Raw genomic sequence first — 14,792 nt, forward strand, 5'->3', positions numbered from 1 at the left:
CGCAGACTCGGACTAAAGAAAAAGAGAAATATGGTACTTGGATCTGGTATCATAATAACTACTGACCAATGACAATTGACCAATGACAATTGACAACTGACAATTGACAACTGACAATTGACTATTGACTATTGACTACTGACTAAATTATGCAATTTATCGATCGAGCAGATATTCAAGTCGCAGCCGGCAAAGGCGGCGACGGTATGGTAGCTTTTCGCAGAGAAAAGTATGTACCGGCGGGCGGCCCCTCTGGCGGGACGGGCGGCAAAGGCGGTTCCGTGTATATGGTGGCGGTGGAAAGCCTGCAAACGCTGCTAGATTTTCAGTACAACCGGATTTTTAAAGCCGATGACGGGAAGCGGGGCGCGCCGAAAAATATGACCGGTGCCGGTGGGGACGATCGCACGATCGAAGTTCCCTGCGGTACAGTTGTTTACGACGCGGAAACTCAGGCAATCTTGGCAGATTTGGTGACGCCCGGACAGACTTTTTGCGTAGCCAAAGGCGGCAAAGGCGGTTTAGGAAACAAGTGTTTTCTGACCAATTCCAACCGCGCTCCAGATTATGCGATGCCGGGAAAAGAAGGAGAACACAAATTTTTGCGTTTGGAATTGAAGCTATTAGCTGAAGTCGGAATTCTGGGGATGCCAAATGCTGGCAAATCCACCTTAATTTCTGCTTTGTCTGCGGCTCGCCCCAAGATAGCAGATTATCCGTTTACAACTTTAGTCCCGAATTTGGGCGTAGTCAGAAAACCCAGCGGCGACGGTACGGTGTTTGCAGACATTCCGGGATTGATTGAGGGAGCTCACGAAGGCGCGGGTTTGGGTTATGAGTTTTTGCGGCACATCGAACGAACTCGTTTGCTGCTGCATTTGATCGATATTACCGATGAAGATCCGATCGCCAATTATGTCACAATTCAGGAGGAATTAAAGGCTTACAGGCGTGGTTTAGCCGATCGACCGCAGATTTTGGCTTTTAATAAGGTAGATGCGATCGACCTCGAAAGCGAAGAAATCGGTAATTTAATCAGCCGACTTAAAGAAATTAGTGGCGCTCCTGTTTTGTTGATTTCCGCCGTTAGTAGACTTGGATTGGATGAATTGATGCAGCAAGTTTGGCAGAAACTCGACGAGATGAACGAAAAAGAGGCCGCGGAACAGTTAGCAGTCGCGAGTGTTTAATCGCTTTCCGGTTCTTGGAATTTCCGTGAATGGGTAGGTGTTTTTTTGAGGGGGTCAAATCTTTCGGCTGTATGGCTTGTGCAGCAAGGGTTTGAACCTCTATGGCGGGGAAAGAGGTTCACGTCTACATGGGGAAAGGGCGATCGGCAAAGCAGCGTTCGATGAATCACGACTGCCACAGCTACATTGGCAACTACATTGAGCAGCAATCACCCTCAAGCCTCCCTATCTATTGTCGAAATCTGAAAAAGTAGCTGCCGAACTCTATCTTTTTTGAGTTCGATCGGCTTAAACCATTTTCTAGTAAGGTTTTCAAGTTGCTTGTCACCCGTCATGGTCACAAGACAGCCAATTCCGTCTATTTCAATACTTATCAAATTTTATCGAATTATGTCAGGAGCTAGTTTCTGTAGCTTCTTGTTAAGTAAAATTATTTTAAGTGAAAGTAACGTTTTTCCTCTAGGAGTAAGTGCAATGAATAATTCTGAAGTTATTGATGAAATAGCTTTAAAAATTGCAGAAGAGGCGGTTCCAGATGAAGTCGATCTCGCTCCAATCATGGCTCAAGCCTTTATCCAAGGAGGGAAGGAGAGAGAAGAACTTTTTAAACGGGAGGAAAGAAGCCAGACTGGAGGTTTTGGAACAGGTGAATTTATTACGATTTTCCCTCTGATTCTCAATGGTTTAGTTGAAAGTGCTCCATTCCTTTACAAACTGCTGACAACTGATGTAGCCGATCTTGTATCAGTCATCAACGATGTTCTAGACCTTCGAGAAAGATTTTCTCACGAAAACAAAATAAACTTATTACAAGACAATCCGTATCAACCCATCAAAACTGTAATTAATACGATTTCAACCGAACTTAAATCTTCAGGCTTACCTCAAGATAAATGTGATTTGATCACGTATCGAGTTCTTCGAGCCTTACTCGATAATCCCGCTCAATCTACTGTATTCATTAAAGCGCTTGGATGAGGTGCATAATGGCTATAGATCATGTAAAACCTGGTTCTAACAATTTACACCAAGCTGGTATACTACCGCCCTGGTTGTGGTTTTGGTTAGTGATATACATCCTAAAACTTCCTGGCTTAATTCAGTTCCTGTGGGAAGGGAACATCAAGCCTGTTTTATCTCCGCAGCCATTACCAGAGCATTTAGGTGGTAATTCAATCGCTTTACTGCTTTCGTTACCCAGTATTCATGAAATTATACCCCTAGTAATGTTGTTTTTGGGGGTTCTCAGTATACTCTTTCCTCAGCTTAGGAAGATGCGTGTTGAAAAGTGTTACAAACTCACGCAACCAAAAACCATTACACCTGCACTCAAGGAAATCCTAGAGATTGTACAGATCTACGCACCTGGAGTTGAGATTAAAACTAACCTGCTTCGCGGCGATATGTTTGCGTTTGTCTATCCCACTGGATATCGAACATCTGCAATCGCAATATTTGCCGGTTTAGTTAAGCTTTGGCGTTCGGATAAAAAAGCAGCGAAGGCAATGCTTCTTCATGAGTTGGGGCATTGTCGTCATGGTGATGTATTAATGATTGGAGTAGGTAGCTTCTTTGAGGATTTATTAAATTATTGGTTCCATCTTCTAGCCTTATTTTTTGTGATTCCCCTGATTTTAGTTTACGGATGGAGTCTGATTAATTCTTTACAGGAACATTGGGATCTGCATCAACAATTTAGCCAAATGAATAGTCAACTTAGGGAACTGAAGATACAAATGCCAGAAAGTGGCAATTGGTTTCTTGCTTGGCTGTGGTTCCAGATTAAGCAGTTTTTCTCAGTCGCATTACCTGGAACTATTTCAATGGTAGTTTCGTTAATCTTTCTTACACCTGTTGTCATAGCAGCACCTTTAATGGCTACTTGGTGTGCCGAGTTTAATGCAGATCAGTTTGTAATAGCCATTCAGCAGTCTCCAGATAATTTACTATTCGGACTAGATAAACTTTCGCCGTCTACATCACGCTGGAAATGGCTTTTATCTCGACTATCCCATCCTCCGAATAAGCTTCGTCGGTGGATGGCTTGTCGTTCTATGATGCCTAAACAATTGCTTTTTTTATTCCTTTTGTTCCCCTTATCTTATATTGCCCAACTGCTCTTCCTGCTCATTCGTGCAGATGTCGCTTTGTTGGGGATGTATGGTGTAGGGGAGGTTTTGCAGAGGTCAGTTTACTATACAGCTTTAGGTTTGCAGACAGCCGCACCTGTGTGGTTGGGAGCAGGTGTTATCTTGCTTCTCTATCCTAAAATTGGTGTGGCTTGGGAGAAACTTTTCTGTCAAGAAAACGATACCATTAATCCACCTTTCTATAAAGAGTATTTTGTGAGTGCTGTTGTTCTTGGTTGCTTGGCTGCTATAGGTTATAGCTGTTCATGGTTCGTTCATTAATACTCGCATTGCTCTCGGGCGCGTTGGGTCACTAGCCGACGCACAGAGGCTGGTACATAACTCATGCTGCTGTCTGTAAGCGTTTGTAGGCGTGAGCTTTGGCTAAACGCACCCAATGTTCTAATAGCAAATAGCGATCGAGTTCGACTTCCTCTCTGCCCGAAAGAGTGCCGGATTTATTGCGATCGAGCAGTTGGCTCATACGGGCTTGCAACGCAGGTGTGGGGCGGATTGCGAGGATTTCTTCTGGGCTGGGTTGACTCGCTAGCAGTTCGACGATTTGGCGATCGTCTTGGTAGGAGATGGTTTCTGCGGGGGCGAGTTCCCGAAGTGCGCGATCCAGGGCTTCCGGGAGACGATCGCCCAATTGTTGCAGTTTTTCGCCAAGGATATCAGGAACTTCTAGAATAATTTGCATTAGTGCTGATGTGAGGAGGGGAATTCCCTTGATTGTAACAAAGGGAAAAAATGCCGTTAACTTAAATCCCGATCGAGGATTGAAACTGCATAGCCCGATATTTGCACAGTTGTTCACAATGGAGATAACTGGCGAATTTGCCCGTTGTAATCGACTCTCACCCTCCCATCTTGGGAAACCGTAACAACCGTTTCTACAGTATAGACAGACGAACCCGGCTTGGAACCCTTAAAAGTAAAAGTCCAAGTTCCATCACCATTGTCAACAAACGGCGATTCCTTAGAAGTACCGTGCATAGAAGCTTCAGCTCGATAGTTGCCTAAACCCCCATTAGCAATTTCTGCTGCTTGACGGGCTAAGTTTTTTGCCCGATTGAGTTCGATATTATTGTTGATCACTCTCACGCCGTCCGTCTCAGATTCAGGAGCAGGATTAGCATTACTCAAGGTAGGGAAGACTCCAACCGCTAAAGTTGAGAGCGCTACTAGACAAGCAAGGCGGATGTTTAGTTTCATAATACAAACTGATTTATAGTTTGATAAAGTCTACAACACTTGCCCGAAAAAACCCGGTTGAATTTTCAATTTTTAATTTTCACTTGTGAATCGGCTGGCGTTTCCCCACCGTACAAATAGCGGTAACTCATTCGAGAAATCTCCCGAATCAATGTTTGAGCTGGCTTCTCGGTTTCCGGCGGATGCTTCACCATCACCGCCACCAAATAACGCTTACCGTTCGGCAAATCCACCATCCCCGCATCCGCAAGCATTGTATCAATGTTGCCGGTTTTGTGAGCAATAACTGAACCTTCGCCTAAACCTTTCGGCAGCAAAGAATCATTTCTAGTTTGGCGCATGATTTGCAAAATGCGATCGCGCGATTTCACCGATACCAAATTACCCCGATCGATCTGGGCTATGATATTAATCAAATCCTGCGGACTGGTAGTATTAGTTCCCTCCAGATCAGGCAAATTATTGCGGAGAACCGTCGCCCTCAAACCCCAATTGGCAAAATGCTGATTCAACACCTCAGCACCTCCCAACAACTCAATCATCATATTTGTCGCCGTATTGTCGCTGACAACAATCATCTTTTGGGCAACTTCCAAAGCCGAATACTTCTTACCCGGAGAGTCGTCTTGCATCTCCCCAGAACCGCCGACAATGTGTTCGGACTTCAGCGTCAGCATCTGGTCTAACTGCACTGTTCCCTCATCTACTGCTTGGAAAAAAGCTACTAAAATTGGCACTTTAATCGTGCTAGCTGAAGCAAAAGCAGTATCGCCATTAAAATTTAGGTAGCTTCCAGTATCTAAATCGACTAGAAATATTCCGGCTGTCAAACTAGGATTTTCTGTTGCTAAAACCTGAACTTGCGTTTTCAAAGCTTCTAATTCTTGATTCAGTTGCAGCACTTCTGGGGCTGCAGGTGCCGCAGATGCGCTATCGGCTGGGTTTTGCTGCCCTGCGGTGGTTTGTTCTTCTGGCGCTACAGTGGATGCTCGACTCACCGCATTTACCACCGACAGCAGCGTACCGCAAATCACCGCTATCCCAACTCCCAAAATCAGCAAGCGAGTAGCATACACGAACGGCGGGACGCTCCGAGGTGCAGAGCGTTTACCCGGTCTCTGACTCGCTTGTGGGCGCGGTTTAGGCACGGGGGTTTTTTTGGTATCTGGGGGGATTACCGTGTCTGAAATGCGAACAGGGGGCGAACTGGGAAGACTTCCACGGGTTGCAGGGGGAGTGGCTGTTGGGAGCTTGGTGTTGGGATTGCTGGCGATCGAACTCACATTTTCTCGCTCCAGATTCGGGTCTGGAAACTCGAACATATCGACAGCAGCGAGGCCTTTTTTGCGCGGTTGGCGAGTCTTCGACTGCGGAGTAGTTTTGCTGGTTCTGGGTTTTCTGGGGTTAATGGCCGATCGAGGATCGGATAAAAAGTCTTGTGTAGTAAATTCTTCCGAAGATGTGGGAGAATTGGCTCCACTTCTGCTGCCGCGGCCCTGTTGCGGTGGCAAAGTTGCAGGTTCGGGCGATCGAATTTCTGGGTTGCCGTTTTGCGGTTGCGGAGGGCGGCGGCGGCCCGATTTGCCAGACTGACTTGCTTTGCCGGACTTAGGCTGCTTTGAGCCGGAGTTGGGAGAGGATATCGACGAGGATATCACCGATAATATCGATCCTTTGGGAAACCGCTCTGCCACGTCTTACTCCTTCATCACTAATGTAAAGTTCAAGTTTAAGATTTTTCAGCTTGCCAGCCAATCAATTTTAGATTTTAGATTTTAGATTTTAGATTTATCCCAGACGCTGCATGGTATCAGCAACCTGGTTTATTGCTCGCAAATTATCGCAAAGCTTTGGTTTTTAGTCAAGAAACCCTGTTATGAAAGTGACAAGTGGGTGAAGAAAAGTTCTCTGTGAAAAAAATCCTCAATATCACATCCCCAATTATCAGCATTTCTCCTAGCTATCCGTTGGATTTTCCGGCAACGCCCCATCCAGAGTATCAGAATTTGCCTCTCGTGGGTAACTTTTGATTGCCCATTCTGTTTGGCGGAGGACGCCCCGCAGCATGGCGACTTCATCCACTGTCGGATAAGCCCTGTTGTACAAACGCCGAAATTTTTCCATCCGGCTTGCTGCTGTGTGCTGCTGCAAATATCCTATTTTGAGTAACAGCGTTTCTAGTTGCTGGTAATATCCCTCTAAATTTTCCAAGGGAGCACTGGCGAGGGGAATTGAGGGATTTTCTGTCTGGCTGGTGGCAAATTGTTCTTGGTAACAAGTTGATAAATTATCTGTGGCATCGGGTATTGAAGAGGCAGAGCCTCTGGATATGCGTTCCCCGGCTGAGCCTGGGAACGAGGCTTCTTCTTCCCTCTTCCCTCTTCCTTCTTTCCTCTTCCTGACATCCGTTACATCCGTTACATCCGTTACATCCGTTACAGAATCCGTTGCCGAACTTCCTTCTTCCTTCTTCCTTCTTCCTTCTTCCCGGTATAGTTCGTAACAGCAGATAGCGACGGCTTGGGCGAGATTTAGGGAAGTGTAAGCATCGCTGCTGGGAATGCGGATCAGGCGTTGAGCGCGGTTTAATTCGGCATTGGTCAAGCCGCAGTCTTCTCGGCCGAAAATGAGGGCGCTGGGGGCTTCTAGGAGCCAAGGCAAGGCATCTGCGGGTTCTTCTAGTTGTGTTGGCAACGATCGACAATCATCCCCTGTAGTTGCGATCGCTCTGACACACCCAACCAAAGCAGCGGGCAAACTCTCGACTACTTTGGCAGTTTCCAATATGTCGGCGGCGCGAACTGCCATCAGTCGGGCTTCTTCCCCTAAATAATCGCATTGGGGATTTACCAAAACTAATTGGTGCAAACCCATATTTTTCATGACGCGGGCAACAGAACCGACATTCAAGGGCCCTGCGGGTTCGACTAAGACTATTCGGATGTTGGCGCCGGCCGTTGAGAGCATTTAATTTGGGGAGGTGTTTGGCAGAAATTAGGTTGTTTCCTTAGCAACAGGCAAGATGCCTGTTCACAATCAAATTTAACTCTTGTGGAACAGGCATCTTGCCTGTTCATAAAAATGGTACAAGATGTGAATTAGTTAATCTATTGTCAAAATTAGCATGGCTAAGCAGCGATCGAAATCTGATTTACCGACAAAAATGTGCCCAGTGTGCGATCGACCTTTTACTTGGCGCAAAAAATGGGCGGACTGCTGGGATGAGGTCAAATACTGCTCCGAACGTTGTCGTCGCCGCCGTTTGGCGGCTCAAGATTAAGAATGTAGGGCAAGTTGCTCGATCAAAGCTAAGATTGCAAAGGAAAAATTTTAGGTTATTAGGTTATAAATTATGGCATCGCAACAAGTGCAACCAAAGCTAGTTATTCACGGCGGTGCCGGCAGTTCTCTACACAGTAAAGGCGGAATTGAGGCGGTGCGGAAATCGCTTTACGATGTTTTGGAGGAAGTTTATCCGCTGCTGAAAGACGGTGCAAGTGCCGTAGATGCAGTGGTGCGGGGCTGCCAATTGTTGGAAGATGACCCGCGATTCAATGCCGGTACTGGTTCTGTGGTGCAGTCGGACGGTCAAATTCGGATGAGTGCTTCGCTGATGGATGGTTTGATGCAGCGTTTCAGCGGGGCGATTAATGTTTCTCGCGTTCAACATCCGATCGAACTTGCTCAATTTTTGCAGCATTCGGACGATCGAGTTCTCTCTGATTTTGGTTCGGCGGAATTGCTGCGAGAACTTCAATTGCCGATTTACGATCCGATGACCGATTTGCGTTTGCACGAGTGGATGCAGGAACGCCAAGGCAATTTTAGCAAAGCAATGGCTGACGTGGTTGCCGAACCGGCAGGTGTGGGTACGATCGGAGTTGTAGCTTTGGATGTTCACGGACGCTTGGCTGCTGGGACTTCGACTGGTGGCAAGGGTTTTGAGCGGATTGGGCGGGTTAGCGACTCGGCGATGCCGGCGGGAAATTACGCGGCCCAAAGTGCGGCGGTAAGCTGTACGGGGATTGGCGAGCACATTATGGACGAGTGTTTGGCCGCGCGAATTGTGATTCGGGTAACGGATGGTTTGACTTTGAAAGCTGCTTTTGAGCGGTCTTTTACTGAAGCTGACGAACGTCAACGGGATTTTGGCGCAATTGGAATTGATGCTAGCGGGGCGATCGCTTTGGGCAAAACTAGCGAGGTGATTTTGGGTGCTTTTCACAACGGTATGCAAATGGGCGATACTTTGGAAATGAGCAAGGGAACGCTGATTTTTATTGCTTAAAATGCCGATATAAATTGTCAGTCTGCGGTTCAGATACCCGACTTTTTGAAGAATTCGGGTATCTCGATCGGCGTTAGTTTTATATCAAATCCGACAGTCATCAGTCATTAGTCATTAGTCATCAGTCATCAGTCATCAGTCATTAGTCATTAGTCATCAGTCAACAGTCATCAGTCAACAAGCACGGACGGTGCAACCGGAATCGATATTCTTAAATCCCCAGTTGCCAAAGTTTAACACTACCATTCTCCCCGCCGCTGACCAGAGTTTCGCCTGAAAGCCCGATCGCCACCGCAGACACAGGGCTAGAATGTCCATCTAAAGTGTGCAGTAATTCGCCGCGAAGATTCCAAAGTCTCACAGTACCGTCAAAACACCCCACTGCAAAGTATTTCCCGTCAGGGCTAATTGTGGCGGCGGAAGTGATGCGAATTCCTGTTTGCACCGAATGCAATAATTCGCCTGTTTGCAAATTCCAGAGTTTGATAGTTTGGCCGCCATGACTGACAATAATTTGGCTATCGGAAGAAATCGCTACATAATTTTCGCTGCCAAATGTTCGTCTCACTTCGCCTCCCGGCAATTCCCACAAAGTGACTGTGGCGCGACAGAAACCGCTGGCTGCATTGAGTCCGCTGGCTACTAGCATTTTGCCGTTGGGACTCAGGGCGATCGCACTTATGTCATCGCCTTGATAGCCTTCCAAAACTTGCAGCAGTTGGCCGCTGTTGAGGTGCAGAAGCTTGATTGTGCCTCGGGTCGTGCCGATCGCCAAAATTTGCCAGTCGGGACTCACGGCGACAGATTCGTGACGGTGTACGTCTGCCAAACGCTTCAGCAGTTCGCCGTTTTGCAGGTTCCAGAGTTTGACTGTGCCCGCGCGCGATCGTGTCAGCAGCGTTTTGCTGGCGGGGCTGAAAGCAACTAGCAACACGGCTGTTGAATGTCCGAAAATCGTCTGCAGCAGTTCCCCGCTGTGCAAACTCCAAATTTTCACTGTACTGTCCTCAGAACCCGTTGCGAGGAATTGTCCGTCGGGACTGATAGCTGCAGACAAAATCCTGTCTGAATGGTGGAGGGTGGCTTTTAAGATTGCGCCGGATGAGGTTTTTGGCTGCGTTTTATAGCCGGCTATTTCCAGCCAGTCGATCGCATCTCTCCAATTTTTGAGAGCATTTCGGGGCCGATTTGTCAATAATTCTATGTATCGGTACAAAGTTTTTGACAAATCAACTTCTACACCTTTGATTTGTTGAGAAATACCGCAATTTCGGCTGGGCTGTAGCCGCACAGCAAGCCACAGAGGTGCCGCTTTTCTACAGGTGTCAGCCCTCTTCTGGTGTGGGGGGCGAATTCTTGTTTGGCATTTGCCAAGTCGCTGTAAAGCTTGTGGATATCCCAGTCGTTGCTTGCCCGTGCAAATGGTTCTTCTGGTCGATCGAGGGTAGAGGGTGTCATTTGCGGCAGTCGCGATCGAGTTCCTAGTCAAATTCCTAACCAAAATCCTAACATTCGCTGTGCGCGATCGAACTGTTGTCACCGCTAATCTATTTTTAACACAGCAAACAGGGTAAAGAGTTTCAGGTTGAAAATGTGCCTCAATCCTTACCTTTACAGTTTGTCAAATAACTTTACACCAACGGGATCAACAGAAAATGTCTATTATTGCGATCGTCTTCTTTTTTGGCGGTCTGGGCTTTATTTTAATTTTGGTTGGTTATATCTGGGGATTATCTCAAGCTATTGAACAAGAATCTGTGTGGGGATTGGTTTACTTTTTTGTTCCCTTTGCTTCCTGGGTATTTCATATTAAAAACTGGAGCAATCAAAAAGTTAGAGAACCATTTTTTCTTCAAGTTGCGGGATTACTCATGTATTTATTGTTAGGCATTATTGTTGCATTATTGCCTATAATAGGTCTTCTAAAAACCGATGGTTCTGTGCCTAATGTAGATCAAGGGTCAAACGAGCAATCTCTATCTTTTTTTTCTTCTGATTTCAATACTTATCCCTCATTCTATCAAGAGCCATCTGCTGCCGAGCCATTTCTTACTTCTGCTGCACCTGTAACTAATCCTAATTCTGCTCGTGTTGCCGCTCAAAATTCTGACTTCAAACAATCGATGAAACTCGGTTATATCTACTACGGACAGGGAGACTATCAAACCGCTTTAATCAATTTTAACAGAGCTTTACAGATACGTCCGGGCGATGCTTATGCTGTCAAGGCTGTTGAGAACACTAAAAGTGCGATCGTCCAAAGCATTATCAAATAAGCCGTGCCTGAAAATTTTCGGACAGCGGAAAGAGCAGTAATTCACCTTGTTTTTAATATCCAAAAATAAACTGATGAAAATTCTCAAGCAAACACCGACTAAACTAACAATTCAAACGGCGAGCGCCTGGGATGGTTTGCTATTAATTTTTCCCTTCATCTTCATTGGACTATTGCAGATTATTTTAGCATCAAATTGGATAGGTGGAGGCATATTTTTGTTGTTCTCGCTGTCTTTGTTGGACGGGGCGATAGATGAAACATACATTTTTGATAAAACTCTTAGCAAAATAACCATTAAACGACGGGGTGTATGGCTTCATGATGTTACCGAATGCTCAACTCGCGAGATTTCTGCGGTGGAATTAGAGGAAATAGGAGATAGCGAGGGAAATCGTAGCTATTATGTTGATTTGTGGATGTTTGGGGGCGATATCATCAGTTTAAGAAGCTATTCACTAACAGAACAATACAAAATGGCTGACTTGATTCGCAGCTATATCTCGATTAGGGATAATCGCACTCTTAGCAATGTATTTGCCCTGCAAGTCCGTGAATCGTAGCTATCCTGTAGGGAATCGCCCAAATTAATAACTAACGATAATTATAGCCTTTCTCAGTCAAGTGAGGTACATTTTTAGAGCTAAAACCCTTAATGGATAAGGATTGGTTGTACCCGCTCAGCTAAAGAAACGCTATAAGTAGACGCAAATAAACCTGATAATGTAACAAAATGTAAACCTTTACTCACCTGGGTGATTACTTTTCTACGGAGCGCGAAGCTAAAGTTTTATTGCCCATAACATAATTAATATATTTTTAAGACTCATCTATTTTAAATCATGGAAAGCTATCTTAAACCCAGCAGCAGGTAAACTCGCGACATTTGTTGTCGGTTAGAAATTTTAGTGCTAATCTATTAGCAAAATAAAAGGGGTCATGGCAAAGGACGACTTCAAATAATATATAAGTTAACAATTCGGCTCATCCGGATCAGGAAGTCGATCTGTAGCCTCATTTTTGGAATCAAAAGGTGAGATAAATGAAAATAATCAAGCAAACAGCAAGTGAATTAATAATTCAGACTCAAAGCATATTTGATTTTTGGTTGCCTAGTTGTTTATTAATGGCTTTTGGACTTTTCGGGCTGGCTTTTGATTATCATAAAGCAACCCTGAGCTGCCAGCGATTGCAGGCAAAACAAGGCAGTTGCCAGTTGGTGCGATCGAATTTACTGGGTTCAAAAATCCAAGAAATTGAGCTTGCTTCTTTGCAGGGAGCTAAAGTTCAAAGATGCGGCTATAAAACCAGAGTTGTACTTTTGACTTCTGTTGGCAATGTTCCTTTCACTGCTAACTCCACTAATTGGGGAACCCAAGACGCTGTTGCTTCTGACATCAATTTTTTTGTTAAAAATGCCAAAGATCGATTGCTGCGCTTAAGCCAAGACGATCGCTGGTTGGGATGGACAGGAGGCATATTTTTGCTCGCAGCAGCCGCAGCGATCGTCTTGAGAAATAATGAAATCTACAGCTTCGATGGAAATTTAAACACCTTGACTGTTAAACAGCGGGGTTTGTTGGCACGTAAAGTAATTGAATACTCTCTGTGCGAGATTTATGGCGTGGAAGTCGATCGAACCAAAGATCGGCAAAATGACACGTGGTACGAAGTCAGACTGTTAGTTGGTGGAGGATCTCGCATATCCCTGCCCAACACTATGAACCTCTACCAGCAAGAAAAAATTGCCAAAGCGATTAACAACTATCTGAACGCGCAAAAATAAGACAAAATAGCCGATCGCGATCAACCCGATTTCTCAAGCTTGCCGACTTATATCATGTCCGGTTGATTACCCCTAATACGGTAGGGGCGGGTTCACAAAAAATATCTGCCAATAATTGACAATCTCAAAAACCCGCCCTTTTAATCACTCCATCGAACATGATATTACTCCATCGAACCTGATATTACGCAGAAACCGAGTTTTCCACCCAAATTTCACGCGAGTGCGCCATCGCTTCCGTTATAAAAACCCGGTTTCTTTGGTATCGAGTGCGAAACTCGCGATCGGGTGGAAACTCATCCTCTAAAAAGTGAACAATCGTTCACTTTTTAGGTTCTTTCAACTTCCAACCTGGTTTGACAACTTGCCGGGAACGGGCAACTACTAAACATTCATTCGGTACATCTTCTGTCACCACAGAACCCGCTGCTACAGTAACATCTTCCCCCAAAGTTATCGGTGCAACCAGCACGCTGTTAGAACCCGTTTTACTCCGATCGCCTATTTGAGTTTTGTGCTTGTTTTTTCCGTCATAATTTGCCGTAATTGTCCCAGCACCGATGTTGACTTTTTCTCCCAAAGTTGCGTCGCCTAAATAAGACAAGTGAGCGACATTAGTTCGATCGCCTATTTGAGTATTTTTCAATTCTACAAAATTGCCGACGCGGCAGTTCGCCCCAATTTCTGCGTGTCCCCGCAAGTGGGCGTAAGGGCCAACGCGCGAATTTTCAGCAACCATACTGTCAGAAACCACCGAATAAAGCACAGTCACATTTTCTGCAATCTGACTGTTTTCGATCAAACTGCCGGGGCCGATGCGACTCCCAGAGGCGATCGAAGTATTTCCCCGCAAGTGAGTTTGCGGTTCAATTACCACATCCGGCTGCAACTCTACGGTATCGTCGATCGTAATGCTGTTGGGATCTAGCAGCGTCACTCCCGCCGTCATCCACTTGTCCTTTATCCGCGTTTGCAAAATATCGCAAGCTGTGGCTAAATGTTTGCGATCGTTAATTCCTAATATTTCTTGATAATCTTCCACATCCACCGCCATTACCGGATTGAGGAAATTTACCGTATCAGTTAGGTAATATTCTTTTTGGTCATTGTCTGCCTTCAAGTCTGGCAAAATTTTCTCTAAATCCGGCCAGTGAAAGCAGTAAACACCTGCATTAATTCGGTGATTTTGCTTTTGAGCTTGTGTGCAGTCGCGGTCTTCGACAATTTGCTGGACTAAGTTTTGACTGTCGGTAAATACTCGGCCGTACCCTTGGGGATTCGGCAAATTAGCTGTCAATAAAGTAGCAGAGTTTTGGTGCTGTTTGTGAATTACCATCAATTGTTTGAGAGTTTCTGCCCTCAGCAAAGGTACATCCCCATTTAAGACCAGCAAGTCTCCTTGAAATCCCTCTAAGTGAGGCAGCAATTGTTGAATGGCATGACCTGTTCCCAATTGTTCGGTTTGTTCGACAAATTCTAGGGGAGGAGATTGAGGATTTTTCTCTGATATTTTTTGACCTCGAATCAGGGATTCTTTAACGAGTTCCCCTCGATAACCGACGATGACAAGTCGCCTGGTAATTTGAATTTCTTGACAACTTTGCAGGACTCGCTCCACTAGCGATCGACCGCCTAATTCGTGTAGAACTTTAGGCAAGTCAGATTTCATGCGCGTGCCGCGTCCAGCCGCTAAAATTGCTATTGCTACCATTGTGCGATCGAGTTATTTGCTATAAAAACTTGAATATTGACTAAATGATGATATCACTCGCTGTCCGTCGATGGCACTGCGATCGCACAAATTTTTCATCTAAAATTTCCCATCTCGCATCCGCGCGATCGAGTATTTTTCCAGGCGGATGCTGGTTTTAGGGGCGATGCTTGCAATATCTGGACTGGCGCGCCCGGT

The 14,792-nt window shown here is 45.5% G+C and carries 15 protein-coding genes; 8 read left to right on the top strand and 7 right to left on the bottom strand.

Annotated features, from left to right (window positions below):
- The first annotated feature begins 149 nt into the window (after positions 1–149).
- The 3 genes from obgE (at position 150) to QUA43_RS03560 (ending at position 3,601) form a co-directional block, all read left to right on the top strand.
- The gene (gene obgE / locus QUA43_RS03550; protein ID WP_333211907.1) at positions 150–1,190 is read left to right on the top strand and encodes a GTPase ObgE; all 1,041 of its coding nucleotides are present in this window, start codon (positions 150–152) and stop codon (positions 1,188–1,190) included.
- A 474-nt stretch (positions 1,191–1,664) separates the two neighbouring features.
- Entirely contained in the window at positions 1,665–2,168 is a 504-nt protein-coding gene (locus QUA43_RS03555; RefSeq protein WP_333371080.1) for a hypothetical protein, read from the top strand.
- Positions 2,169–2,176: 8 nt separating this feature from the next.
- Positions 2,177–3,601: a M48 family metalloprotease gene (locus tag QUA43_RS03560; protein WP_333371082.1), complete on the top strand. Its 1,425-nt coding sequence runs from the start codon at positions 2,177–2,179 to the stop codon at positions 3,599–3,601.
- Positions 3,602–3,662: 61 nt separating this feature from the next.
- Here QUA43_RS03560 and QUA43_RS03565 read toward each other — a convergent pair whose 3' ends face one another.
- The 4 genes from QUA43_RS03565 to QUA43_RS03580 all read right to left on the bottom strand — a co-directional run bounded on the left by QUA43_RS03565 (position 3,663) and on the right by QUA43_RS03580 (position 7,501).
- Positions 3,663–4,136, bottom strand: coding sequence for a hypothetical protein (locus QUA43_RS03565; RefSeq protein WP_333371083.1), 474 nt, complete (start codon positions 4,134–4,136; stop codon positions 3,663–3,665).
- The gene (locus tag QUA43_RS03570; RefSeq protein WP_333371085.1) at positions 4,133–4,534 is read right to left on the bottom strand and encodes a hypothetical protein; all 402 of its coding nucleotides are present in this window, start codon (positions 4,532–4,534) and stop codon (positions 4,133–4,135) included. The genes QUA43_RS03565 and QUA43_RS03570 overlap by 4 nt, the downstream gene beginning before the upstream one ends.
- A 65-nt stretch (positions 4,535–4,599) precedes the next feature.
- The gene (locus QUA43_RS03575; RefSeq protein WP_333371087.1) at positions 4,600–6,228 is read right to left on the bottom strand and encodes a serine hydrolase; all 1,629 of its coding nucleotides are present in this window, start codon (positions 6,226–6,228) and stop codon (positions 4,600–4,602) included.
- Between the two features lie 262 nt (positions 6,229–6,490).
- Positions 6,491–7,501, bottom strand: a complete 1,011-nt coding sequence (locus QUA43_RS03580) for an RNA methyltransferase (RefSeq protein ID WP_333371088.1) — start codon at positions 7,499–7,501, stop codon at positions 6,491–6,493.
- Between the two features lie 157 nt (positions 7,502–7,658).
- Here QUA43_RS03580 and QUA43_RS03585 point away from each other — a divergent pair, with 157 nt between their 5' ends.
- Positions 7,659–7,814: a DUF2256 domain-containing protein gene (locus QUA43_RS03585; protein ID WP_006631540.1), complete on the top strand. Its 156-nt coding sequence runs from the start codon at positions 7,659–7,661 to the stop codon at positions 7,812–7,814.
- A 72-nt stretch (positions 7,815–7,886) separates the two neighbouring features.
- Complete coding sequence (locus QUA43_RS03590) at positions 7,887–8,822, top strand: isoaspartyl peptidase/L-asparaginase (protein ID WP_333371090.1); 936 nt, start codon at positions 7,887–7,889, stop codon at positions 8,820–8,822.
- 211 nt (positions 8,823–9,033) lie between these two features.
- Here QUA43_RS03590 and QUA43_RS03595 read toward each other — a convergent pair whose 3' ends face one another.
- Both QUA43_RS03595 and QUA43_RS03600 read right to left on the bottom strand, forming a co-directional pair.
- On the bottom strand, positions 9,034–10,050 hold the full coding sequence (locus QUA43_RS03595) for a WD40 repeat domain-containing protein (RefSeq protein ID WP_333371092.1): 1,017 nt from the start codon (positions 10,048–10,050) through the stop codon (positions 9,034–9,036).
- Positions 10,051–10,058: 8 nt separating this feature from the next.
- A complete protein-coding gene (locus QUA43_RS03600) occupies positions 10,059–10,280 on the bottom strand; it encodes a hypothetical protein (protein WP_333371094.1) in 222 nt (73 codons plus the stop codon).
- Positions 10,281–10,477: 197 nt separating this feature from the next.
- Here QUA43_RS03600 and QUA43_RS03605 point away from each other — a divergent pair, with 197 nt between their 5' ends.
- The 3 genes from QUA43_RS03605 (at position 10,478) to QUA43_RS03615 (ending at position 12,883) form a co-directional block, all read left to right on the top strand.
- Positions 10,478–11,098: a hypothetical protein gene (locus QUA43_RS03605; protein ID WP_333371096.1), complete on the top strand. Its 621-nt coding sequence runs from the start codon at positions 10,478–10,480 to the stop codon at positions 11,096–11,098.
- 73 nt (positions 11,099–11,171) lie between these two features.
- Positions 11,172–11,660: a hypothetical protein gene (locus QUA43_RS03610; RefSeq protein ID WP_333371097.1), complete on the top strand. Its 489-nt coding sequence runs from the start codon at positions 11,172–11,174 to the stop codon at positions 11,658–11,660.
- Between the two features lie 479 nt (positions 11,661–12,139).
- A complete protein-coding gene (locus tag QUA43_RS03615; protein WP_333371099.1) occupies positions 12,140–12,883 on the top strand; it encodes a hypothetical protein in 744 nt (247 codons plus the stop codon).
- Between the two features lie 322 nt (positions 12,884–13,205).
- On the opposite strand, the gene glmU is transcribed toward QUA43_RS03615, so the two are convergent.
- Complete coding sequence (glmU, locus tag QUA43_RS03620; protein ID WP_333371101.1) at positions 13,206–14,594, bottom strand: bifunctional UDP-N-acetylglucosamine diphosphorylase/glucosamine-1-phosphate N-acetyltransferase GlmU; 1,389 nt, start codon at positions 14,592–14,594, stop codon at positions 13,206–13,208.
- Positions 14,595–14,792: the final 198 nt, after the last annotated feature.

The sequence above is a fragment of the Microcoleus sp. N9_B4 genome, assembly GCF_036701635.1.
Classification (GTDB): domain Bacteria; phylum Cyanobacteriota; class Cyanobacteriia; order Cyanobacteriales; family Microcoleaceae; genus Microcoleus.